We start from the raw sequence: 21,126 nt of genomic DNA, 5'->3' as shown, positions 1-21,126 counted from the left end.
CGAGCCAAGGCGCGGCGCTTGAATCACTTTAGTTGAAAAAAGCCAAAGAGAAAGCGTTTGAACGAATCATAATAAAAGGCAAGAAATGCACTCTTTTAGTGCTTCTGGAGTTTTCTTTTTTGGATATAAAGTTTTGAATATAATTTGTATCTAAGATACATGGAGTTAATGAGTGTTTGTTAACGCGTGTTAAAAAGAGGTCCACTTTTAATTAAGTGCCGCGAATAAAAATGACATCTTGCCGAGAAGAGCAGGTAAGAAAAGGTCGTCCTGTCGACGACCCGGAAAGATCACCCCGAAAACGAGAGGAAGAAGAGAATCAGCGGGGGCGAAAGCAGCGAGAGAATGAAACCACTGACCACGGCGATGGGAACGCAGGCAACGCCGCCGTGCTGCTGGATGACCGGCAGGGTGAAGTCCATGGAGGTGGCGCCGCCGACGCCGATCGCCAGCGCCGCGTGACGATGGATGACCAGCGGGATCAGCATGAAGGCGAAAAGCTCGCGCGCCAGATCGTTGAAGAATGCCACCCCTCCCATCAAGGGGCCGAGCTGGTCGCCGATCAGAATCGCCGACAGTGAATACCAGCCGAAGCCCGACGCCATGGCGAGGCCTTCGGTGATGCTCAGCGACAGCAGCGGCGCTGCCGCGATCCCTGCCAGCAGCGAACTCGCCGCCAGCGTCACGGCAATGGCAAGCCCCAGGCGATTGAGCAGTATCTGGGAAAGCGCCATGCCGGAGTTGCGCAGCTGGCAGCCGATCAGCGCCAGCAGTGCATAGAGCACCCACTCCGCGAGCGTATCCGCAAGCGAGTAGACGCCGTGCCCGAGTAGTGGTCCGAGCGCGAGCCCCACGACCACACCCGCCACTACCGCCGCCAACAGCCCGAGCGAGCCGCGCATGGCAGCCAGCTTGCTGGTGGGCGCATCCTTTACCACCGGCGAGTCGCCGGCTCTCAGCGCCAGGCGTCGCGAGAGCCAGGCAAGCGCGGCCAGGTTGAAGAGCGTGGTCAAGGCGAACAGCACCAGTGCGTAGCCGCCGAGGCGCGAGAGCTGGCTCGAGAGATTCTCGAGCCCGGCGAGGCCCACGCCCATCAGCACCAGGATGACGTAGACCGAGGCGCTGACGGCGCGGTTGATGGTGTGCAAAATGCGCGGCGAGCGCACGCGCACAAGGTAGCCCCCGATCAGGGGCAGCAAGACGATGAGAAGACCGGTGAGCATCTAGGGGGAGGCACTTTCGCTTGGGTCGAACTGAGTCAACCGGAGGGTGGTGTCCCGGCGGCCGTCCTTGTAGTACTCGGCGGAGAGAATCAGGCCGGGCCAATCCGGATGGAAGTCGATCTGCAGGTGGCGGTCGGGCTTGTCCACGTCCTGCAGAATCACGCTATGGGTGTCGAACTCGCCGGCAGGAACGCTGACGCGCTGCACCTCGTCGTTATCGTAGTACTGGAAGTGCTCGTCGCGCCCGCGATGGTCGACGAACTCGATGGCGCAGGGCGCTGCTTGAGTGCAGCTTTCGCGGCCCGCGCGCCGCGATAGGTCGACGATCGCCGCCTGGCGGTCGAGGTGCGAAAGCTCGTCCTCTCCCAATTGATAGCGGTCACCGACACCCAGGAGCGAGTAGCTGCTCGAGTAGAGGAGCGAGCGGATCTGATCATCCTCCACGGCGAAGCGGCTGCGCTCCTCGCCACCCGCTACCGCGATCGAGAAGCGCATGTCGCTGGTCCAGTGCAGGCTTTCCTGGCTCAGGGTGTGGCGCACCGTGGCGCCGGGCCAGCCGCGAATTTCCAGCCGGTAGCGCGCTTCGAAGGGGCGCGGTGCATCGAACCCATCGGCCAGCGTCGTGACCGGTGCACCCAGGGGCAGGCAGCCAAGCAGGACTCCCAGGCCAAGCGTTCGATGGTTAGGCAAATTGATGGGCATGTGTCCTTGCTCCTTTCGAGTCACTCTTCCTTGTGAGCCGCTTGGCCGGCGATGGTTTCATGCCCGGGTGACCGGAGTGTTCAATAGCCGTCGTCGGGGTTGACCGTGGCCAGGGGCTCGTCGGCCTCGAAAGCATGAATGTAGGAGATCACCTGATCGATGGCATCCACCAACGGCGTCGGGGCGGCCATGTGCGGGGTGATGATAACACGCGGGTGACGCCACAGGGGGTGTGTCGCCGGCAGCGGTTCCTCGCCGAACACGTCGAGCAGCGCGCCTCGCAGGTGCCCCGTCGTCTGGCCATCGCCGAGGGCGGCCAGCAGGGCATCTTCGTCGATCAGGCTGCCGCGGCCCGGATTGATGACACTAGCACCCTTTGGCAGCCGAGCAAGGCGTTCGGCGTTCAGCAGGTGTTTCGTCGCGGCGGTGTCCGGCAGGATGGTCACCACGCTCTGCACCTGGCCGAGCAGCTCGTCGAGCCCTTCATCGCCGTGCAGGCAGCGAACGCCCTTGAGGCTCTTTGGCGAGCGGCTCCAGCCAATGACCGGAAAGCCCGCCTGATCGAGGGCGGTGGCCACGAATTGGCCGATGGCGCCAAGGCCCAGCACGCCCACCGGCCAGCGCGACTTCTCCACTACCGCGTGGGGGCGCCACTCGGCGCCTGCCTGCTGGGTCGCGTAATGATCGAGGCTGCGGTAGAAATGCAGCACGCCGTAGAGCACGTAGTCGGCCATCAGCTCGCCCATGCCGGCGTCGCGCAGCTTGACGATCGGCACGTCTCGCGGGCGCTTTGGCGAGGCGAGCAGATGATCGACGCCGGCGCCCAGGTTGATGATGCCCTTGAGACGTTGCTGCTCGGCCAGCAGGTGTTCCGGGGCCTTCCACACGGCGAGATAGTCGGCGCCCTGACGCTCGCTTGCCGGGGCGTCGCTGGTCAGTACCGTGGCGCCCGGGAGCGCGTCTGAAAGAGCGGCCTGCCACTGCGCCGCCTGATCGGTGTGTACCACTATCTTCATGGAAGGCTCCTGCTTCATGGAAGGCTCCTGTGAATCGCATGTTGCGGGTTACGGACTATCATGGGTTAAGTGGGCTAAAGGCTGCAAGGATGCCGCACGCCTGCCCGCTCATCCAAGGAAAAGGAGATCGATCATGGCAACTCGCAAGGCCCAGGTGGTCACGCGCAAGCGCAGCGGCAAGGGCTTTACCTATCAAACCGAGGACGGCGAGACACTCAAGGACAAACAGTGGCGCGCCTGGATCACGTCGCTTGCGATTCCGCCGGCCTGGCGCGACGTCGAGATCACCCTCGACGAGCGCCACCACATCCATGCCACCGGGCGCGACGATGCCGGGCGCAAGCAGTACGTCTACAACCCCAAGTGGCGCGAAAAGCGCGAGGCGCTGAAGTTCGACCGCATGATCGACTTCGCCCAGCGGCTCACGCCGATGCGCCGGGTCACCGGCCAGCACCTGCTCCAGGAGGGCTTGCCGCGGGAAAAGGTGCTGGCCTGCATGGTGCGCTTGATCGACAGCGCCTACTTTCGTCCGGGCAGCGAGCGCTACCGCGAGCAGAACGACTCCTATGGCCTGACCACCATGCGCTCGAAGCACCTGACCATCGACGGCGACGAGCTGATCTTCGACTACCGCGGCAAGAGCGGCCAGGACCAGCACCGGGTGGTCGAGGACGCACGGCTTGCAAGCGTGGTGGCGGAGCTCGACGAGACCCCGGGCTACGAGATCTTCAAGTACTTCGACGAGAACGGCCACAAGGTGCGCGTCGACAGTGCCGATCTCAACGACTACATCCACGAGGTGATGGGCGAGCAGTTCAGCGCCAAGGACTTTCGCACCTGGGCGGGTACCTCGATCGCCGCACTGGCGCTTGAGGAGCTGGGCATCGACGAGGACGAGAAGGTCAGTCAGAAGAACGTGCGCGAGGCCGTCGAGCGGGTGGCCAAGTCGCTCGGCAACACGCCGAGTATCGCCAAGGCAAGCTACATCGATCCGCGCGTGGTGGAGAGCTATCTCGACGGCCAGACGCTCGAGAACTTCCGTCAACTGGTCGAGGTCGAGCTCGATAAGGAAGATTTGACCGGTCCGGACGAGCGCGCCGTACTCGAACTGCTCAGAAGCCGCCTGAAGCGCAAGGGCTGACGCTTTCTACCCGCCGCGGCGGTTTTTGATAAAGGCTTTGACCAACGGCCAAGGGTCGGTGCTAGTATCGGCTCAAGACGGCAACGGCGGTGTTCGTGGAAACCTGCCGCCGTACGGGCCCAGCAAGCTGGTTTCTAGTGATCCAAAAGGGCGAATCGCTCGATGAATGAGGTTTCCCTGCCTTTCACTCGCGAAGAGTATGCAAGCCGCCTCTGGAAAGTGCGGGCGGAAATGGCCGGTCGCGGCATCGATGTGCTGATCGTCAGCGACCCTTCCAACATGGCCTGGCTGACCGGCTACGACGGCTGGTCGTTCTACGTGCATCAGTGCGTGCTGGTGGGCCTCGAGGGCGAGCCGGTCTGGTTCGGGCGGCGCATGGACGCCAACGGGGCGCTGCGCACCTGCTGGATTGATCCGGAGAACATCACCTACTACCCCGACTACTACGTCCAGAACCCGGACATGCACCCGATGGAGTATCTGGCCCAGTCGATCATGCCCCGGCGCGGCTGGCACACCGGGGTGGTGGGCATGGAGATGGACAACTACTACTTCTCCGCCAAGGCCTACCAGAGCCTTCTGCGCGAGTTGCCTCACGCCCGCTTCATGGACGCCAACGCCTTGGTCAATTGGTGCCGGGCGATCAAGTCGCCGCGGGAGATCGAGTACCTGCGCGTGGCCGGCAAGATCGTCGAGGGCATGCATTCGCGCATCCTCGAGGTGATCGAACCGGGCCTGCCCAAGAGCAAGCTGGTGTCCGAGATCTACCGAGTCGGCATCGAGGGCTTCGTCGATGAGAACGGGCGCGTGTTCGGCGGCGACTACCCGGCCATCGTGCCGATGCTGCCGACGGGCAAGGACGCCGCCGCGCCGCATTTGACCTGGGACGATACGCCGTTTCGCGAAGGCGAGGGCACGTTCTTCGAGATCGCCGGGGTGTTCAAGCGCTACCACGCGCCGCTATCGCGCACGGTGTTTCTGGGCACGCCGCCGGTCGACTTCATCCGCGCCGAGTCCGCGCTTCTGGAAGGCATCGAGAACGGCCTCGCCGTGGCCAGGCCCGGCAACCGTACCGCGGACATCGCCATGGCGCTGGGCGCGGCGATGGACAAGTACGGTTTCGATCGCGGCGGTGCGCGCTGCGGCTACTCCATCGGGCTCTCCTACCCGCCGGACTGGGGCGAGCGCACCATGAGCCTGCGCCCCTCGGACGAGACGATCCTTCAGCCCGGCATGGTGTTCCACTTCATGCCCGGGCTCTGGGTCGACGAGTGGGGCCTGGAGATCACCGAGAGCATTCTGATCACCGACGACGGCTGCGAGACGCTGGCGAATTTTCCGCGCCAGCTGTTCGTCAAGTAAGCGACCGAAGGATTTTCCATGACACTGCGACCGAGCCCGATCTCCGCCACCGTCGACTTCGACGCCGACGGCGTCCAGCACGGCTTTCTGAAGCTGCCGATCTCCACCGACGTCTCCGCCTGGGGGGCGGTGATGATTCCCGTCACCGTGGTAAAGAATGGCGAAGGCCCCACCGCGCTTCTGACCGGCGGCAACCACGGCGATGAATACGAGGGTATTACCGCGCTCTTGAAGCTCGCCAACGCCCTGACGGCCGAGGAAGTGACCGGGCGCGTGATCATCGTTCCCTGCATGAACACGCCGGCGGTGATGGCCGGCACGCGCACTTCGCCGCTGGACAAGGGTAACCTCAACCGAAGCTTTCCCGGCGACCCGGATGGCTCCGTCACCTCCCAGATCGCCGACTACTTCACCCGCGTGCTGGTGCCGATGAGCGATGTCGTGCTCGATCTGCACTCCGGCGGGCGCACGCTCGACATCCTGCCGTTTGCCGCCTCCCACGTGCTCGAGGACAAACAGCAGCAGAAGGCCGCGCTTGAAGGCGCCAAGGCCTTCGGCGCTCCCTACGCCATGGTGATGTTCGAGCTCGACGCCGAGCGGCTCTTCGATACCGCCTGCGAGCGCCAGGGCAAGGTGTTCGTCGCCACCGAGCTCGGCGGCGGCGGCACCTCGACCCCGCAAAGCATGGCGATTGCCGAGCAGGGCGTGCGCAATTTCCTGACTCATTACGGATTGGTGGCGGGCGAGGTGGCGATGCCGGAGGGCGGCCAGGTCTATCTCGATATGCCGGATGCCAGCTGCTACGTGCAAAGCCGCCACCAGGGCGTTCTAGAGCTGACCGTGGCGCTGGGGGAGGCGGTGACGAAGGGCCAGACCATCGCCTACGTCTTTGACATGTCGCGCACCGGCGCCGAGCCGGTGGCCTACCGGGCCGAGCGCGACGGTATCCTGATGGCCCGACGCGCGCCGTCGCTGATCAACATGGGCGATACGCTCGCGGTGATCGCCGATGTCGTCGACCGGCTCGAGGCCTGAGGGCGCGTGCTGAAACTCGACCGCTTCGATCTCAAGATCCTCGAGATCCTCTCCCGCGACGGGCGCATCACCAAGTCTCGCCTGGCCGAGGCGATCAACCTTTCGATCAGCCCCTGCTGGGAGCGGGTCAAGCGGCTCGAGAAGGCCGGCGTCATTCAGGGCTACAGTGCGCGCATCGACGCCCAGGCGCTGGTGCCGCGCACGCCGGTGTGGGTCCAGATCGAGCTCAAGGCGCACAACGCCGAGAGCTTTGCGCGCTTCGAGTCGCTGGTGATGCAGACGCCGGAGGTCACCGAGTGTGTGGCGGTCGGCGGCGGGGTGGACTACCTGGTCAAGTTCGAAGCGCGTTCGATCGACGGCTACCAGCGCCTCATGGATCGCTGGCTGGTCAGTGACGTCGGCATCGAGCGCTACTTCACCTATATCGTCACCAAGACGGTCAAGCAGAGCAGCGTCGATATTGAGGCGCTGGAGCTTCGCTAGTCGTCGAACAGCGAAAGCTGGATGACCGACGAGGCGTCGTGGCGGCCTTCGCGAACCCGGTTGCGACCGGCGCGCTTGGCGGCGTAGAGCGCTCGATCCGCTTCCAGGATCAGCGGCGTGAGCGCATCGCCATGCTCGAGGATGCCCACGCAGATGCCCACACTGACCGTCACGCAGGCATGCTCCGACTCGCGGTGGGCGAGATCCAGCGCCGCCACCGAGGCCCGGATGCGCTCGCCGAGTGCGGCGCTCGACAGGGCGTCGAGCCCGTTGCCGGTATGCAGCACCAGAAACTCCTCTCCCCCGTAGCGGCAGGCCGTGTCCTGCGGGCCGCAGGCGCTCTGGATCGCCTGGGCGACCTGCTTCAGGCAGTGATCCCCGGCGTCGTGGCCGTAGGTATCGTTGAAGGCCTTGAAGTGATCCACATCGATCAGGACGAGCGCGACGCGCTGGTCGCGCGCGCGACGGCGCAGGGCGAGCGCCGCCGCGTGGCGGCTCAGACCACGGCGGTTGGCAAGCCCCGTCAAGGGATCGATATGGGAGATCTTGTCCAGGTTCTCGTTGCGCTCGGCAAGCTCTGCGCGAAGGGTGTCGGTGTTGAGGTTCTGAAGATAGAGGCGCAGCGACTCCGTCGAAAAGCGGTAGTTCGCCATCAGCGTCAGCACCACGGTGGGTACGCCCACCACCAGATGATTGATCACGTACTCCGTATCCGCGCCCGGCAGGAGCCAGATGGTGGTGTAGAGGCATAGGCAGACGACGATCGAGGCGTAGACGCTCTGCTCGAAGGGGGGCGCCAGCACGATGGTCAAGACCAGCTGGAAGACGAGCCCCGCGTAGAAGTAGTGCAACACCCGAGGGTTGTCGGTCCCCAGCAGCACGATGCACCACACCAGGGTCGCGATACCCACCACGGCGATGCTGGCGAACTCCTTGTGGCGTATCGGCACCGGGCGCTGATAGTAAATCAGCAAAAATACCGCCAGCGGCCCTACCACGAAAAAGCGTATCAGAAGCGAGCGCAGCCCGATGTCCGGCAGCAAATACATGTCCACCGGAATATAGGAGAAGTAGAAAAGCGCCAGCAGAAAGGTCACCAGACGAAGGGTGGCAAGGCGCTGGTCGTGGCGGTCACGATCAAAGCGCGCCTTCGCGGTGGTGTCGCCAATGCGCTGCGCGAGCAGGTCGAAATACGAAAGTCGGTACACGGGGGGTTACCCTGGCTGGGTGTCCTTCGCCTTGACGTGATACCTGTTCCTTCAGGGTGTTTTCACGGCCAGGTTGCAGCGTCCGGCGGCCGGGGCGAATGAGCGCATGATAGTACTATTTCTGTGGCCGGTTCACTAAGAAAAGATTGGCGTTTTCGAAGGATTTTCAACGAATGTCGTCGAACCGGCGAGGTGCCTGGCAGGCTGGCAACGAAAAAAACGAATCCAGGCGGTGGCTTCGAAAAAAAATCACCACGTTGGCGCGGGGTTTTCGAAAACACTTCGGGTCGGCTCTTCGCTAAGCTGGCGGCATCGATTACCAGGCGCCCGGCAACGCCGTGGCGTTCGCCGCCTATACAGGAGTGAGCCATGACCCCGCTATCCAATGCGCTTTCCAGGCGTCTCGACGATCCGCGCCTCTTTCGCCAGTACGCCTACGTGAACGGCCAGTGGACCCATGGCGAGGGCGGTCGCGAAGAGGCTGTGCTCGACCCGGCCACCCAGGACACCATCGGCCATATTCCTCTTCTGGAAGCCCATCAGATCACCGCAGCCGTGGATGCCGCCGAGGTGGCCTTCGCCCAGTGGCGCCTGCTGCGCGCCGACGAGCGCTGCGAGCGCCTGCTCGCCTGGTATGACCTGATTCAGCAAAATCGTGAGGATCTGGCGCGCATCATGACCTTCGAGCAGGGCAAGCCGCTGCCGGACGCCCGGGGCGAGGTCGAGTACGGCGCAAGCTTCGTGCGCTGGTTCGCCGAAGAGGGCAAGCGTACCTACGGCGACACCATCCCGAGTCACATTCCCAACGCGAGTCTCGGCACGCTCAAGGAGCCGGTCGGGATCGCGGCTATGATCACGCCCTGGAACTTTCCGCTGGCGATGATCACCCGCAAGGCGGCGGCGGCACTCGCCGCGGGCTGCCCGGTAATCGTCAAGCCCGCCAATGAGACGCCGTTTTCGGCGCTGGCGCTGGCCGAGCTTGCCGAGCGTGCGGGCATTCCCGCAGGCATCTTCAACGTGGTGCTGGGCGAGCCCGCTGAGGTTTCGAAAATTCTCTGCAGCGAGCCGCGCATTCGGGCGCTGTCGTTCACCGGCTCCACCCGCGTCGGGCGGCTTCTGATCGAGCAGAGCGCCGGGACCGTCAAGCGTCTGTCGCTTGAGCTCGGCGGCAACGCGCCGTTCATCGTCGGCCCGGATATGGACCCGAAGGAAGCCGCGCTCGCTGCCGTGGCGGCGAAATTCCAGACAGCCGGGCAGGATTGTCTGGCCGCCAACCGGATCCTGGTACACGAATCGATCGTTGAGGCCTTCGTCGCCGCGTTTGCCGAGCGCATGGCCGCGCTGACCGTGGGCAACGGATTCGACGGCGAGGTGGACCTGGGCCCGCTGATTCACCGTCAGGCGGTGGAGAAGGCTGCCGCCATCGTCGATGACGCGATCTCTCGCGGCGCCACGCTGGTGGCCGGCGATCAGAGCCGCGCGCCGGGCCCGAACTTCTTCATGCCGGTACTGCTCACCAACGTGACGCCAACAATGAAAGTGTGGCGCGAGGAGAACTTCGCCCCGGTCGCCGGCATTACCGCCTACTCAAGCGACGACGAGGTGATCGCCATGGCCAACGACACCGAGTACGGCCTGGCGGCGTATATCTACACCCACGACATTCGCCGCATCTGGAAGCTGATGCGGGCGCTGGAGTACGGTATGGTCAGCGTCAACTCGGTCAAGATGACCGGTCCGCCGGTTCCCTTTGGCGGTGTCAAGCAGTCGGGCCTTGGCCGTGAGGGCGGCGCCACCGGTATCGACGAGTACCTGGAAACCAAGTACTACTGCCTGGGGGCGTTGGGCTCGGTGTCCGGCAGCTAGGCAAGCAGCACCCTATCCACGATGACAGGAAATGCCCCGCCCGACGGCGGGCGGGGCGCACGAACAGAAGGCAGCGTATGAGTCAGCATCAAGCGTTAATCGACCGCGACCGCAAGGTCACCTTTCACGCCTCGACCCACCTCAAGGACTTCGCCCACGGCGACGCTCCGGGGCGCGTGATCACCGGCGGCCAGGGCATCCATATCGTCGACAAGGACGGGCGGGAGTTCATCGACGGCTTCGCCGGGCTCTACTGCGTGAACATTGGCTACGGGCGCACCGAGATCGCCGAGGCGATCTACAAGCAGGCGCTGGAGCTCTCCTATTACCACACCTACGTGGGCCACTCCAACGAGCCGCAGATCGAGCTTTCCGAGCGTATCGTCAAGGCCGCGGGCATGAACATGTCCAAGGTCTACTACGGCATGTCGGGCAGTGATGCCAACGAGACCCAGCTCAAGATCGTGCGTTATTACAACAACGTGCTGGGCCGGCCGCAGAAGAAGAAGGTGATTTCGCGCATGCGCGGCTACCACGGCTCCGGCATCGCATCGGGCTCGCTCACCGGGCTCAAGGCGTTTCACGACCATTTCGACCTGCCGATCGACACCATCCGCCATACCGAGGCGCCGCACTATTATCTGCGCAGCGCGGAGCAGCACGGCATGACCGAGCCGGAATTCTCGGCGTTCTGCGCCGAGAAGCTCGAGGCGATGATTCTGGAGGAGGGCCCCGACACCGTAGCCGCTTTCATTGGCGAGCCGGTACTCGGCACCGGCGGTATCGTGCCGCCGCCGGAGGGCTACTGGGAAGCGATCCAGGCGGTTCTCAAGAAGTATGATGTGCTGTTGATCGCCGACGAAGTGGTGTGCGGCTTCGGGCGTACCGGGGCGGCCTTCGGCAGCCACTACTACGGCATCGAGCCGGATCTGGTCACCATCGCCAAGGGCCTGACCAGCGCCTACCAGCCGCTCTCCGGGGTGATCGTCGGCGACAAGGTGTGGAAAGTGCTTGAAGCCGGTACCGGCGAGTTTGGCCCTATCGGCCACGGCTGGACCTACTCCGGCCATGCGCTCGGCTGCGCGGCGGGGCTCGCCAATCTGGACATCATCGAGCGCGAGAACCTGGTGGGCAACGCCGCGGAAACCGGCAGCTACTTCCAGACCCAGCTGAAGAAGACCTTCGAGGGCCATCCACTCTTGGGCGACGTGCGCGGTGTGGGCTTGATGGCCGCGCTCGAGTTTTCGCCGGAGGCGAAAGAGCGCCTGCACTTCGACCCGGCGCTGAAGGTCGGTCCCCGAGTTGCCGCGGCAGCACTGGAGGAGAACTTGATCGCCCGGGCCATGCCCCAAGGGGATATTCTGGGCTTCGCGCCGCCCTTGACCATCAACCGCCAGGAAGTGGACGAGGTGATCGAGCGCACTCGCCGCGCCGTCGACCGCGTGACGGATGAGCTGACCCGTTCAGGGGATCTCAAGACCGGCAAGCAAGAAGCCGCGTTCACCGTCTGACGATCGACGCCGCGCCGCCGCCTTTGGGCGGCGGCGTTTTCGTTTGCGACCCGGGCAGCTACGCTAAAAGCACGAGAATTGATTTTCACCGCCTGCGAGGTGCACTCATGCAACCAGTACTGGCCTTTGACGTCTATGGCACGCTGATCGATACCCAAGGCGTCGAGCAAGAGCTCGAGCGCCGCCTGAAAGAGCCCGCCAAGGCGGGGGAGTTTGCCAAGCGCTGGCGAGAGAAGCAGCTGGAGTACAGCTTTCGCGCCGGGCTGATGGGGGCCTACGTGAGCTTTGCCGAATGCACCCACCGGGCGCTGGTCTTCACCGACCGGGCGCTGCAAACGGGACTTTCCGACAACGATTGCGATCATCTCCTGGCGCTCTATGGCGAGCTGCCCGCTTTCGAGGACGTGGCGCCGGCCCTTGAAGCCCTCGCACAGGCGGGCGTTCGCTGTGTGGCGTTCTCCAATGGCACCGAGGAGGCGGTCGCGGGGCTTCTAGGCCGGGCCGGGGTGGCCCGTCACCTGGCGGAAATCGTCAGCGTCGACGAGATAAAGCGCTTCAAGCCTGACCCGGCAGTGTACGCTTACCTGCGCACTCGGCTCGACAGCCGCCCGGAGCATACCTGGCTTATCTCCAGCAACCCGTTCGACGTGATCGGGGCCAAGCAGGCGGGTCTCAAGAGCGCCTGGGTGCGCCGGCGCTCGGATGCGCCCTTTGATCCTTGGGGAATCGAGCCGGACATGACCGTGCCCGACCTGCAGGCGTTCGCCGAACGCATGATGGGCTGAGATGGCGACCCCTTTCGGGGATCGCGGTTGACAAGCCGTGACGCCCCTCCTATAAACACGCAATGTCCCCCACACTCAGGCTCTCATGTTCCTGCTGATCGTTACCGCGACGCTTGCCATTGCCCTGTCGTTTCTGTGCTCCATTCTCGAAGCGGCGCTTCTCTCCATCACCCCGAGCTACATCGCCAGGCTCAAGGACGAGCATCCTCGGCTGCACGCCTCCCTCGACCGGCTCAAGACCCATATCGACCGGCCGCTGGCGGCGATTCTCACCCTCAATACCATCGCCCACACGGTCGGGGCGACCGCCGTCGGCGCCCAGGCGGCGACGGTGTTCGGCGACACCTCCATCGCCGTCGTCTCGGCGGTCATGACGCTTCTGATCCTGGTGCTCTCGGAGATCATTCCCAAGACCATCGGCGCCACTTACTGGAAGAGTATCGCGCCGTATCTACCGCGCCTTCTGAAGCCGATGATCATCGCGCTCTTGCCGTTCATCTGGCTGTCGGAGCAGATCACGCGGCGCCTAGGGCGCGCCGAGCACGACGTGGACCTGCGCGACGAGATCAAGGTGCTGGCGCGTACCGGCCTCGAGCAGCGCGTGCTGGATGAAGACGAGTCGCGCACCATCGTCAACGTGCTCAACCTGCACGAAATCAAGGTTTCCGGGGCCATGACGCCGCGCACAGTATGCGTGACGGTGGCGCCGAACATGACCGTGGCCGAGTTCGATGCCCGTCACGGCAAGGCATCGTTCACCCGCTTTCCGGTGATGGACGGTGGCGAGCAGCCTTTCGGCTACGTGCACAAGGCGGACGTCTATCACGCCGACGACGCCCGGACCATGCGCGATCTGATGCATCCGATCGGCCGAGTGGATGTGGCAGAGAACGTCGAGCGGGTATTCGTCGACATGCTCAAGGATCACTTGCACATGCGCGTGGTGTTCGACGATCACGGCACTTTCGTCGGACTCATCACCTTGGAGGACATTCTCGAGACCCTGCTGGGTCGAGATATCGTCGACGAGACCGATAGCGTGGTCAATTTGCGCCATCACGCCAAGCAGCGCTGGCTTTCACGCATCAAGCGCGACGAAAAGGGCGCCCCGGAAAGCTAGGCGGCGCGTTGGAACAAGAAAAAGACACGCAGTGTCTTAGCACCGAATGTTCTATAGTGAATTGCATAAAGGTGGTTTAAGGTATTAAAAATTCGATCACCCGAGAAGGAGGCACCATGTCACTACGCATCAACGCGGTCGTTCCCGATTTCGAGGCCGAAACCAGCCAGGGCAGCATTCGCTTCCACGACTGGATCGGCGATAGCTGGGCGATCCTGTTCTCGCACCCGAAGGACTTCACCCCGGTATGCACCACCGAGTTCGGCGCCGTGGCCAAGCTCGGCGATGAGTGGAAAAAGCGCGGTACCAAGGTGATCGGCGTCTCCGTGGATGGCGTCGAAGACCACAAGCGCTGGGCCGGTGACATCGAAACCTACAGTAAAAGCGCTGTCGACTTCCCGATCATCGCCGACGAAGGCCTCGAGGTTTCCAAGCTCTTCGACATGCTGCCGGAAGACGCCTACCTGCCCGATGGCCGCACGCCGGCGGACAGCGCTACGGTGCGTTCGGTGTTCATCATCGGCCCGGACAAGCAGTTGAAACTCTCCATGACCTATCCGATGACCGTGGGGCGTAACTTCGCCGAGATCCTGCGGGCGCTGGATGCGCTGCAAGCCACCGTCAAGCACGGCATCGCCACGCCGGCGGACTGGACCGTGGGCCAGGATGTGATCATCCCACCGAGCGTATCCAACGAGGACGCCAAGGCGAAGTTTGGTGAATTCGACGCGGTGCTGCCGTACCTGCGCAAGACCAAGTTGAAGTAAGCGTCGGTACTTCGGCGCTTGCGATACTCAAAAGGCGGCCTGCGGGCCGCCTTTTTCACGAGGTGCGGTCAGGCGGACTGCAGGGCGAGCTGGTCCACTGAATCGGACACTCCGCGGGCGCCGGAGAGAATCTCGTTGACGATGGTCTCGATTTCGCCGACGCTCGCCTGGCTGTGGCGCCCCTGTTCCACCACCTGCTGAACCGCGAGACTCGTGCGCTCGACCAGTTCACTGTTCTCCTTGAGCACCCGAGTGATTTCCTCCACCGCGTCGCTCGACCCCTTGGCCAGTTGTCGCACCTCGTGGGCTACCACAGCGAATCCCCGCCCCTGTTCGCCGGCCCGAGCGGCTTCCACTGCCGCATTCAATGAGAGCAGGTTGGTCTGGTTGGCGATTCTGGCAATCGAGGCGGTGATGCTGTTGATCGTCTGCGCCTGCTTGTTCAGTGCCGCCATCAAGGCTTGGGCGTTCTCCAGTGTCTTCGATGCCTTGCGCGACTCCTCGAGCACTCGGTGCAGATGAGCCAAACCGTTCTGGGCGATCTGCTCGGTCTGGCTGGAAGTGCTTTGGGCGGTCAACACCGCGCGCTTGGCGGCTTCGTTTTCCTCCACCGTCTGGGTGATGTCGGTGGCGAACTTGACGACCTTGATGACGCGGCCGCGGGCATCGAAGATCGGGTTGTAGGTCGCCTCGAGCCAGACACTGCGGCCGTGGTGGTCTCGACGCTCGAACTTGCCCTGCTTGAACTGGCCGTTTGCCAGTTCAAGCCAGAATTCGGTCAGCCTTGGGAGGAAATCCGGTTGGCAGAAAAGGCGGTGGTGCTGGCCGACGATCTCATCGCTTCTGTAGCCCATGGTGCGTTCGAAATTGCTGTTGGCGCTCAAGATAGTGCCGTCGGGGGCGAACTCGATCACGGCCATGGAGCTATTGAGCGCCTTGAGCACCGCACTGTGGTTCTCGGCGTCCTGATGCTGTTTCGAAATGTCGCTTGCGATCTTGACAATATTTACCACCTTGCGCCGACGGTTTCGCACCGGCAGATAGATCGCCTCGAGCCAGACATCTTCTCCCTGAGCATTGAGGCGCCGAAAACTTCCCTGTTTCGATTCACCCAGGGCCAGGGACGTCCAGAAGCGGCGATAATCCGGGGATTCGACCTCCTCCGCCGAGCAGAAGATGCGATGATGGTGACCGACAATGTCCTCGAGCGCATAGCCCATCTTCTCCAGAAACAGGGGACTGGCGTTTTCGATGATCCCTTCCGGGGAGAAGTGGATACTGGCGGTATGTTCCTGAAGCGCAACGGTCAAAAACGTATTCTTGAAGGTCAGCATCGGCGTGTTCTCGGTGAGCGATATGCTGTTAGGAATATAGGTTAATTTTGTACAAATATTTTTACATGTACACCAAGTGTATCATTTTTTGCAGAGAGAAATAGTGGAGGAAAGGGCGCTTTCAAAAGCCCAGAAAGCGCGCATCCTCGGCTACCGCGGAAGCGGTGTCCATTGAATATTGATCACCCCCCTCATAGCGCGGAGTAATGAGCCTGCTGACTCCTAGGGTGGATATCGACAAGCTAACTGTTTTACAATGCCGCCGGCTTGCGCTCTTGCGCGCCGTTTTTCCGCTTTTCATCGAAGATGCCTTCATGCCCTCGATTGCTTGGAAGATGCTTCCACCCTAGCGTTTTGCCCCCCACGAATGCGGTTTTACCGTCACGGCTTTTACTTTGCGCCGGCACGCTCTTTGCGTGGCGCATTTTCACGTTTTTCGACGTCAGGGTATCGGGTATGGCTTTTTTCGATCGGCAGGAATGGTTCTCGAACATCAAGGGTGATTCGCTTTCGGGCATGGTGGTGGCGCTGGCGCTGATCCCCGAAGCCATCGCGTTTTCCATTATCGCCGGGGTGGACCCCAAGGTGGGGCTCTACGCCTCGTTCTGCATCGCGGTGATCATCGCCTTCACCGGCGGGCGCCCGGGCATGATCTCGGCGGCCACCGGCGCCATGGCGCTCCTGATGGTCACGCTGGTGCGCGAACACGGCCTCGAGTACCTGTTCGCCGCGACCCTTTTGACCGGGGCGCTGCAGATAGCGGCGGGCTATCTCAAGCTTGCCGATTTGATGCGCTTCGTGTCGCGCTCGGTGGTGACCGGGTTCGTCAACGCGCTGGCGATCCTGATCTTCATGGCGCAGTTGCCGGAGCTTACCGGCGTCACCTGGCACGTCTACGCCATGACCGCAGCGGGGCTCGGCATCATCTACCTGTTCCCGTATTTGCCGCTGATCGGCAAGTCGCTGCCATCGCCCTTGGTCTGCATCGTGGTGCTCACCCTCGTTTATCTAGTGAGCGGCATGGAGATTCGCACCGTCGGCGACATGGGCGAGCTGCCCGATACGCTGCCGGTATTTCTGTGGCCGGATGTGCCCTTGAATCTCGAGACGCTCATGATCATCTTCCCCTACGCGATCATGCTCTGCGTGGTCGGCCTGCTCGAGTCGATGATGACCGCGACCATTGTCGATGACCTGACCGATACGCTAAGCGACAAGCATCGCGAGTGCAGGGGGCAGGGCATCGCCAATATCGGGGCCGGCCTGATGGGCGGCATGGCGGGCTGCGCGATGATCGGCCAATCGGTGATCAACATCAAGTCCGGCGGGCGCACGCGGCTTTCCACGCTGATCGCAGGGGTGGCGCTGCTGTTGATGGTGGTGTTTCTGTCCGATTGGGTGTCGCGGATCCCGATGGCGGCGCTGGTAGCGGTGATGATCGTGGTCTCGATCGGCACCTTCAACTGGGCGTCGATTCGTGATCTCAAACAACATCCGCTGAGTTCCAACCTGGTCATGCTGGCAACGGTCGCAGTCACGGTGAGTACCCATAACCTTGCGCTGGGTGTGTTCGTCGGAGTACTGCTGGCCGCGCTATTCTTCGCTCACAAGGTGGGCAAGATCCTGGCGGTATCGAGTGCAATGACGGGGCCCGGCGAGCGTACTTATCACGTGGAAGGCCAGGTGTTCTTCGCCTCCGCCGAAGGGTTCGCCGCAGCTTTCGATGCCAAGGAGCGTCTCGAACGGGTGGTCATCGATCTCACGACGGCGCACTTTTGGGATATCACTGCGGTCCAGACCCTTGATCGTGTGGTGATCAAGTTTCGCCGGCAAGGCATAGCGGTCGTACTCGTGGGGCTTGGCGAGGCGAGCGCCACGATCATCAACCGCTATGCGGTACACGACGATCCCAAGGCCCTCGAGACGTTGTCGAACGGCCACTGAGCAGAACGCTAGCGCGAGCGCGCCAGGCCTTGGCCGAGCCGGACGCCCAAGAGCCAAAGCACAAGGCTTGCCACGATGTAGGCCGCCGCCATTACTGTGTGGCGCTCCATCAGGTGCAGGGTTTCCAGGCTGAACAGGGAAAAGGTGGTGAAGCCGGCGCAGAACCCCGTCACCCAGAAGGATTGATGGCGTACCCAATGGCTCTGGGGGTCGCGCGTAGCGCGGGTGGCGAGCCACCCGATCAACCCGGACCCAAAGGCATTGACCAGCAGCGTCGCCCAGGGAAACGCTCCCCCGGCGGTGGCCAGCACCCCAACGGACACTGCGTAGCGACAAAGGCTGCCCAAGGCGGTGCCGGCGCCTACCGCGAGGTAGGTTCTGATTCCGGTCACGTCGTGCTTGCTCCGAGGTAGCCGCCCAGCCCGGCCAGCAGGGCGCCCAGCGTGAGTGTTCCCATCAGGTTGCTGAAGGCTGCCAGGCGATGTTGCGCTTGCCAGAGGGTAAGGGTTTGTAGGCTCAGAGAGGAGACGGTGGTGTAGCCGCCCAGCACTCCCCCCAACAGCAAGAGCCCGAGCGGGGAGTAGGACAAGGCGTCGCGCCCCAAGTGCCCGAGGGCAAACCCTGCCGCGAAGGCGCCGCTTGTGTTGACCGCAAGGGTCCCCCAAGGAAAGCGCTGGCCTGCGTACCGGGCGGCAAGACGCGTGACACCCAGCCGCGCCATGCCGCCGACAGCGGCCCCCAGGGCCACTAGCGCTGGCCCAATCAGCCCGTGATCCATCACTGTCTCGTGTCGTTGAATGATCGCGGCAGTATAGCAGCCTCGCCCGGCCCAGCCGGGAGAGGGCGATCAGGCGGTGGTGTCTTCAATGGCGCGCCGGGCGGGTTGGGGCTCGCATCGGGCGATGTTGATGCCGGATAGCAAAGCCTTGAGCGAGGCGCTGACCGTGTCGCTGTCCTCGGCCACGGCGCAGATCCGCTGACCGTCGATGTTGAGCTGCACGAAGGCGATGGCGTTGGCTTCGCTGTCGCCGCCGAGCGAGTGCTCGCTGTAGTCGACGATCGCCACGTTGACCCCCGAGTGCTTGCGCCAGGCGTCGGTGAAGGCAGACATTGCGCCGTTGCCGTTGCCCTCCAGGCGCAGGGTTTCCGCGCCCTCCCAAAGCGTCACCTCGATACCTTCGTGTTGTCCCTTCGAGAGGCGATAGTCGGCGAGCGCCAAGGGTGCTTGCTGACTGAAGTGCTCGAACATCACCTGGCGAATCATTTCGCTCGAGAGCTCACTGGCGCGCGCCTCGCTCTCTTTCTGCACATAAGGGGCCAGCGCCAGCATCATCCAGCGCGGCAGGTTGATGCCGTAGTCGCGCTCGAGCAAGAAGGCCATGCCGCCCTTGCCGGACTGGCTGTTGACGCGGATCACCGCCTGGTAGTCGCGGCCGATGTCGTGGGGGTCGATGGGCAGGTAGGCGACCTGCCACGGCTCGTCGGGCTTCTGGTGCTTGAGCGACTTGCGGATCGCGTCCTGGTGGCTGCCCGAGAACGCGGTATAGACCATCTCGCCGACCCAGGGGTGGCGCGGATGCATGGCGATGCCGGTGCACTCCTGCACCACCTGGATGATCTCGTCGGGGTTGGTCAGGTCGAGCTCGGGGTCGATGCCCTGGCTGTAGAGGTTCATCGCCAGGGTCACGATATCCATGTTGCCGGTACGCTCGCCATTGCCCAGGAGCGTACCCTCGACTCGCTCGGCGCCGGCCAGCAACGCAAGCTCCGCCGAGGCTACCGCGCCGCCGCGGTCGTTATGGGTATGAACCGAGACGATCACGCTGTCACGATTCTTGATGTGCTGGCAGAAATACTCGATCTGGTCGGCGTGGTGATGAGGGCCGGCAACCTCGACCGTGGTCGGCAGATTCAGGATGCACTTGTTGTCCGGCGTCGGTTGCCAGACGTCCATCACGGCTTCGCAGATCGCGATCGAGAAGTCGATCTCGGTGCTCGAGAAGCTTTCCGGCGTGTATTCGAAACACCACTCTACTTCGGGGTAGCGCTCGGCGTAGGTCTTCACCCAGGTGGCGCCCTGCACGGCGATATCGGTGATGCCGTCGCGGTCCATCTCGAATACCCGTTCGCGCTGAATGGTCGAGGTGGAGTTGTACAGGTGCACGATCGCGCGCTTGGCGCCTACCAGCGACTCGAAGGTCTTCTCAATCAGGTGCTCGCGGCACTGAACCAGCACGGCGATGGTGACGTCCTCGGGAATCTGCTGCTCTTCGATCAGCCAGCGCACGAAGTCGTAATCCGGCTGGCTCGCCGAGGGAAAGCCGACCATCACTTCCTTGATGCCGACCTTGACGATCTGGTGCCAGAAGCGTTTCTTCTGCTCGACGCTCATCGGCTCCAGCAGCGCCTGGTTGCCGTCGCGCAGGTCTTCGCTCACCCAGATCGGGGCGCGGTCGAGATCCTTGTCCGGCCAGGTGCGGTCGAAAGCGGGAACACGGGGGGCGGGGCGGTACTTGCGATGATCGAAGGCCATGGTCGTTTCCTGACGATGATTCGGGTGGGATAGGCCCGCCGATGATCGCTTGCCGGATCGACTCGCGCCGCGGCGGGGCTTGTCACGATAGCACCAGTATACGTCGGGCTTGGCAGAAGATTATTGCTAATACACAAATACATGAAAGATAATCGGCATTAAATAGCGCTGATTGTTCATTCGTTGGCAGGAGATGCCAGATGTTGCCCGTTCCGCTCGAGCTCGACCGCTTCGATCGTCACATTCTCGATGTGCTGCAGCAGGAAGGGCGCATCAGCAACCAGCTGCTGGCCGAGCGGATCGGGCTTTCGCCGTCGCCCTGCCTGCGCCGGGTGCGTGCCCTCGAGGAGCACGGCTTGATTGCGGGCTATCGCGCCGAAGTGGACGCGCGCCGGCTCGGGTTCGATCTGATGGTGCTCCTGCACATCTCGATGGACCAGCACACCGCCGAGCGCTTCGACAACTTCGAGCGCCAGGTGCGCGAGATTCCCAACGTCATCGAGTGCTTGATCATTACCGGGCAGGCGGCGGATTTCCAGCTCAAGATCCTGGTGCGCGACATGGACGACTACCAGCATCTGCTTTTGCACGTCATCAACCGCATCGAAGGCGTCACCGGCGCCCACACTAGCTTCGTGCTGCGTCGGGTGTTCGAGCACCGCCCCGTTCCCACGCGCAGCTGAACAGCGCATTCACGGCATCACGCCGTCTTCTAGAGAGGAGAGACCCATGAGCACTATCCAACGTCACGATACCAAGGCCCGCATGAGCCGTGCGGTGATCCACCAGGGCGTGGCCTACCTGTGCGGCCAGGTGGCGGGCCCCGAGGCGCGCCAGGGCGACATCACCGCCCAGACCACCAGCATGCTGTCGCGCGTGGACGCGCTGCTCGAGGAGATCGGTTCCAGCCGCGAGCAGCTTCTCAGCGCCACGGTCTACCTGAAGGATGGCGCCGATGTCACCGCCATGAACGCGGTCTGGGACGCCTGGGTGCCCGAGGGCCACGCGCCGGCACGTACCTGCGTCTGCGCGCCGCTGCCGTCCGACGAGCTCAAGGTGGAGATCACCGTGACCGCTGCCGTCGACGCCTGAGCGT

Annotated in this window: 19 protein-coding genes and 2 pseudogenes; 12 read left to right on the top strand and 9 right to left on the bottom strand. The window is 63.2% G+C overall.

Annotated elements, in window-relative coordinates:
* Positions 1-290: 290 nt before the first annotated feature.
* The 3 genes from GEV37_RS07185 to GEV37_RS07175 form a co-directional block, all read right to left on the bottom strand.
* On the bottom strand, positions 291-1,223 hold the full coding sequence (locus tag GEV37_RS07185) for a LysO family transporter (RefSeq protein WP_227389549.1): 933 nt from the start codon (positions 1,221-1,223) through the stop codon (positions 291-293).
* Positions 1,224-1,925 carry a hypothetical protein gene (locus GEV37_RS07180; RefSeq protein ID WP_227389548.1) on the bottom strand — a complete coding sequence of 234 codons (702 nt, stop codon included), beginning with the start codon at positions 1,923-1,925 and terminating at the stop codon, positions 1,224-1,226. It lies immediately after the preceding gene.
* A gap of 80 nt (positions 1,926-2,005) precedes the next feature.
* Positions 2,006-2,941 (bottom strand): 2-hydroxyacid dehydrogenase, encoded by a 936-nt coding sequence (locus GEV37_RS07175; protein ID WP_227389547.1) that lies wholly within the window; start codon positions 2,939-2,941, stop codon positions 2,006-2,008.
* A gap of 133 nt (positions 2,942-3,074) precedes the next feature.
* On the opposite strand from GEV37_RS07175, the gene GEV37_RS07170 reads away from it, so the two are divergent.
* The 4 genes from GEV37_RS07170 to GEV37_RS07155 all read left to right on the top strand — a co-directional run bounded on the left by GEV37_RS07170 (position 3,075) and on the right by GEV37_RS07155 (position 6,962).
* A complete protein-coding gene (locus tag GEV37_RS07170; RefSeq protein WP_227389546.1) occupies positions 3,075-4,082 on the top strand; it encodes a DNA topoisomerase IB in 1,008 nt (335 codons plus the stop codon).
* Positions 4,083-4,244: 162 nt separating this feature from the next.
* Positions 4,245-5,444 (top strand): ectoine hydrolase DoeA, encoded by a 1,200-nt coding sequence (doeA, locus tag GEV37_RS07165; RefSeq protein WP_227389545.1) that lies wholly within the window; start codon positions 4,245-4,247, stop codon positions 5,442-5,444.
* A gap of 18 nt (positions 5,445-5,462) precedes the next feature.
* The gene (doeB, locus tag GEV37_RS07160) at positions 5,463-6,479 is read left to right on the top strand and encodes a N(2)-acetyl-L-2,4-diaminobutanoate deacetylase DoeB (RefSeq protein WP_227389544.1); all 1,017 of its coding nucleotides are present in this window, start codon (positions 5,463-5,465) and stop codon (positions 6,477-6,479) included.
* A gap of 6 nt (positions 6,480-6,485) precedes the next feature.
* Positions 6,486-6,962 carry an Lrp/AsnC family transcriptional regulator gene (locus GEV37_RS07155; protein WP_227389543.1) on the top strand — a complete coding sequence of 159 codons (477 nt, stop codon included), beginning with the start codon at positions 6,486-6,488 and terminating at the stop codon, positions 6,960-6,962.
* Here GEV37_RS07155 and GEV37_RS17040 read toward each other — a convergent pair.
* A complete protein-coding gene (locus tag GEV37_RS17040; RefSeq protein WP_227389542.1) occupies positions 6,959-8,170 on the bottom strand; it encodes a GGDEF domain-containing protein in 1,212 nt (403 codons plus the stop codon). The genes GEV37_RS07155 and GEV37_RS17040 overlap by 4 nt on opposite strands.
* 369 nt (positions 8,171-8,539) lie before the next feature.
* Between GEV37_RS17040 and GEV37_RS07145 the strand changes: the two genes are divergently transcribed.
* The 5 genes from GEV37_RS07145 (at position 8,540) to GEV37_RS07125 (ending at position 14,219) form a co-directional block, all read left to right on the top strand.
* Positions 8,540-10,036 carry an NAD-dependent succinate-semialdehyde dehydrogenase gene (locus GEV37_RS07145; protein ID WP_227389541.1) on the top strand — a complete coding sequence of 499 codons (1,497 nt, stop codon included), beginning with the start codon at positions 8,540-8,542 and terminating at the stop codon, positions 10,034-10,036.
* Positions 10,037-10,113: 77 nt separating this feature from the next.
* Positions 10,114-11,547, top strand: a complete 1,434-nt coding sequence (locus GEV37_RS07140) for an aspartate aminotransferase family protein (protein ID WP_227389540.1) — start codon at positions 10,114-10,116, stop codon at positions 11,545-11,547.
* Between the two features lie 107 nt (positions 11,548-11,654).
* Entirely contained in the window at positions 11,655-12,332 is a 678-nt protein-coding gene (locus tag GEV37_RS07135; protein ID WP_227389539.1) for a haloacid dehalogenase type II, read from the top strand.
* Between the two features lie 85 nt (positions 12,333-12,417).
* Positions 12,418-13,452, top strand: coding sequence for a CNNM domain-containing protein (locus GEV37_RS07130; protein ID WP_227389538.1), 1,035 nt, complete (start codon positions 12,418-12,420; stop codon positions 13,450-13,452).
* 116 nt (positions 13,453-13,568) lie between these two features.
* Entirely contained in the window at positions 13,569-14,219 is a 651-nt protein-coding gene (locus GEV37_RS07125; protein ID WP_227389537.1) for a peroxiredoxin, read from the top strand.
* A 68-nt stretch (positions 14,220-14,287) separates the two neighbouring features.
* On the opposite strand, the pseudogene GEV37_RS17075 reads toward GEV37_RS07125, so the two are convergent.
* Together GEV37_RS17075 and GEV37_RS17070 are read right to left on the bottom strand one after the other, a co-directional pair.
* Positions 14,288-14,662: pseudogene (locus GEV37_RS17075) on the bottom strand (methyl-accepting chemotaxis protein); the annotation flags it as partial.
* Positions 14,663-14,824: 162 nt separating this feature from the next.
* Positions 14,825-15,553, bottom strand: a pseudogene (locus tag GEV37_RS17070) (PAS domain-containing protein); the annotation flags it as partial.
* A gap of 456 nt (positions 15,554-16,009) precedes the next feature.
* Between GEV37_RS17070 and GEV37_RS07115 the strand changes: the two are divergent.
* The gene (locus tag GEV37_RS07115) at positions 16,010-17,497 is read left to right on the top strand and encodes a SulP family inorganic anion transporter (RefSeq protein WP_227389535.1); all 1,488 of its coding nucleotides are present in this window, start codon (positions 16,010-16,012) and stop codon (positions 17,495-17,497) included.
* An 8-nt stretch (positions 17,498-17,505) separates the two neighbouring features.
* Here GEV37_RS07115 and GEV37_RS07110 read toward each other — a convergent pair whose 3' ends face one another.
* From GEV37_RS07110 to GEV37_RS07100, 3 genes are all read right to left on the bottom strand, one after another.
* Positions 17,506-17,889, bottom strand: coding sequence for a fluoride efflux transporter FluC (locus tag GEV37_RS07110; RefSeq protein WP_227389534.1), 384 nt, complete (start codon positions 17,887-17,889; stop codon positions 17,506-17,508).
* Complete coding sequence (locus GEV37_RS07105; RefSeq protein WP_227389533.1) at positions 17,886-18,275, bottom strand: fluoride efflux transporter FluC; 390 nt, start codon at positions 18,273-18,275, stop codon at positions 17,886-17,888. The genes GEV37_RS07110 and GEV37_RS07105 overlap by 4 nt, the downstream gene beginning before the upstream one ends.
* A gap of 69 nt (positions 18,276-18,344) precedes the next feature.
* Complete coding sequence (locus tag GEV37_RS07100) at positions 18,345-20,030, bottom strand: 2-isopropylmalate synthase (protein WP_227389532.1); 1,686 nt, start codon at positions 20,028-20,030, stop codon at positions 18,345-18,347.
* A 200-nt stretch (positions 20,031-20,230) separates the two neighbouring features.
* Between GEV37_RS07100 and GEV37_RS07095 the strand changes: the two genes are divergently transcribed.
* Both GEV37_RS07095 and GEV37_RS07090 read left to right on the top strand, forming a co-directional pair.
* Positions 20,231-20,713: an Lrp/AsnC family transcriptional regulator gene (locus GEV37_RS07095; protein ID WP_227389531.1), complete on the top strand. Its 483-nt coding sequence runs from the start codon at positions 20,231-20,233 to the stop codon at positions 20,711-20,713.
* Positions 20,714-20,759: 46 nt separating this feature from the next.
* Positions 20,760-21,122 carry a RidA family protein gene (locus GEV37_RS07090; RefSeq protein ID WP_227389530.1) on the top strand — a complete coding sequence of 121 codons (363 nt, stop codon included), beginning with the start codon at positions 20,760-20,762 and terminating at the stop codon, positions 21,120-21,122.
* The last annotated feature ends 4 nt before the right edge of the window (positions 21,123-21,126 follow it).

The organism is Vreelandella malpeensis (genome assembly GCF_020622355.1).
Classification (GTDB): Bacteria; Pseudomonadota; Gammaproteobacteria; order Pseudomonadales; family Halomonadaceae; genus Vreelandella; species Vreelandella malpeensis.
The sequence above is the reverse complement of the archived record's forward strand: the minus strand, read 5'-3'. Positions and strand labels throughout refer to the sequence as shown.